Here is a 763-nt window from a genome sequence, read left to right as displayed (position 1 = left end):
CCGGCGATGTACACCAGCGCGAGCATGCCGAAGATGTAGGCCTGCACCAGGGCCTCGATGACGTGCAGCATCAGGATCGGCACCGGCGCGAGGAATCCGGCCACCACGAGCACCAGCAGTGCCGTGAGCTCCAGGCTCATGATGTTGCCGAACAGCCGCACCGCAAGTGCCACCGTGCGCGTGATCTCGCCGATGACGTTGAACGGCAGCAGGATCGGGCTCGGCGAGAGGTAGTGCCGGAGATAGCCGCGCAGGCCCTGGTAGCGCACACCGAAGACGTGCACCGAGACGAACACCACGAACGCGAGCGCGGCGGTGGCGGATAGATCACCGGTGGGCGAGTGCAGCCCCGGCACGATACCGAGCAGGTTGGCCACCACCAGGAACACCCACAGGGTCCCCACCAGCGGCACCACCCGTTCCGGATGATCCGGCATGACCTGCGCCACGGCGCCCTCGATGGCCTCGACGATGCCCTCAAGCGCCGCCTGGACCATGCCCGGGTCGTCGCCCAGGCGGCGGGTGAGCAGTCGGCAGGCGAGCGCCAGCACGGCCATGATCAGCCACGTGTAGAGCACCGTGTCGCTGAGCGTGACCGGACCAAGGGCCACGCCGCCGCCGTCGAGCAGTCCGCCGCCGTTCACCGGTCCCGCCCCCGTATGAACAGATAGACATTGCTGGCCCCCAGCACGACGCCGCCGACCAGGCAGACCGGCGTCCAGTACACCGAGTAGCCCGGGTCACGACCGTCCAGCCACAGGCC

At 68.7% G+C, this 763-nt stretch carries 1 protein-coding gene; it reads right to left on the bottom strand.

The genetic code is table 11. The annotated features are described in order from the left end of the window. Positions 1-644: F0F1 ATP synthase subunit A (locus G7A99_RS22540; RefSeq protein ID WP_163144256.1), on the bottom strand; the 644-nt coding region annotated here is incomplete at its 3' end. Positions 645-763 lie beyond the last annotated feature (119 nt).

This window comes from Arhodomonas sp. KWT (assembly GCF_010993615.1).
This window is presented reverse-complemented; position numbering and strand designations above follow the sequence as displayed.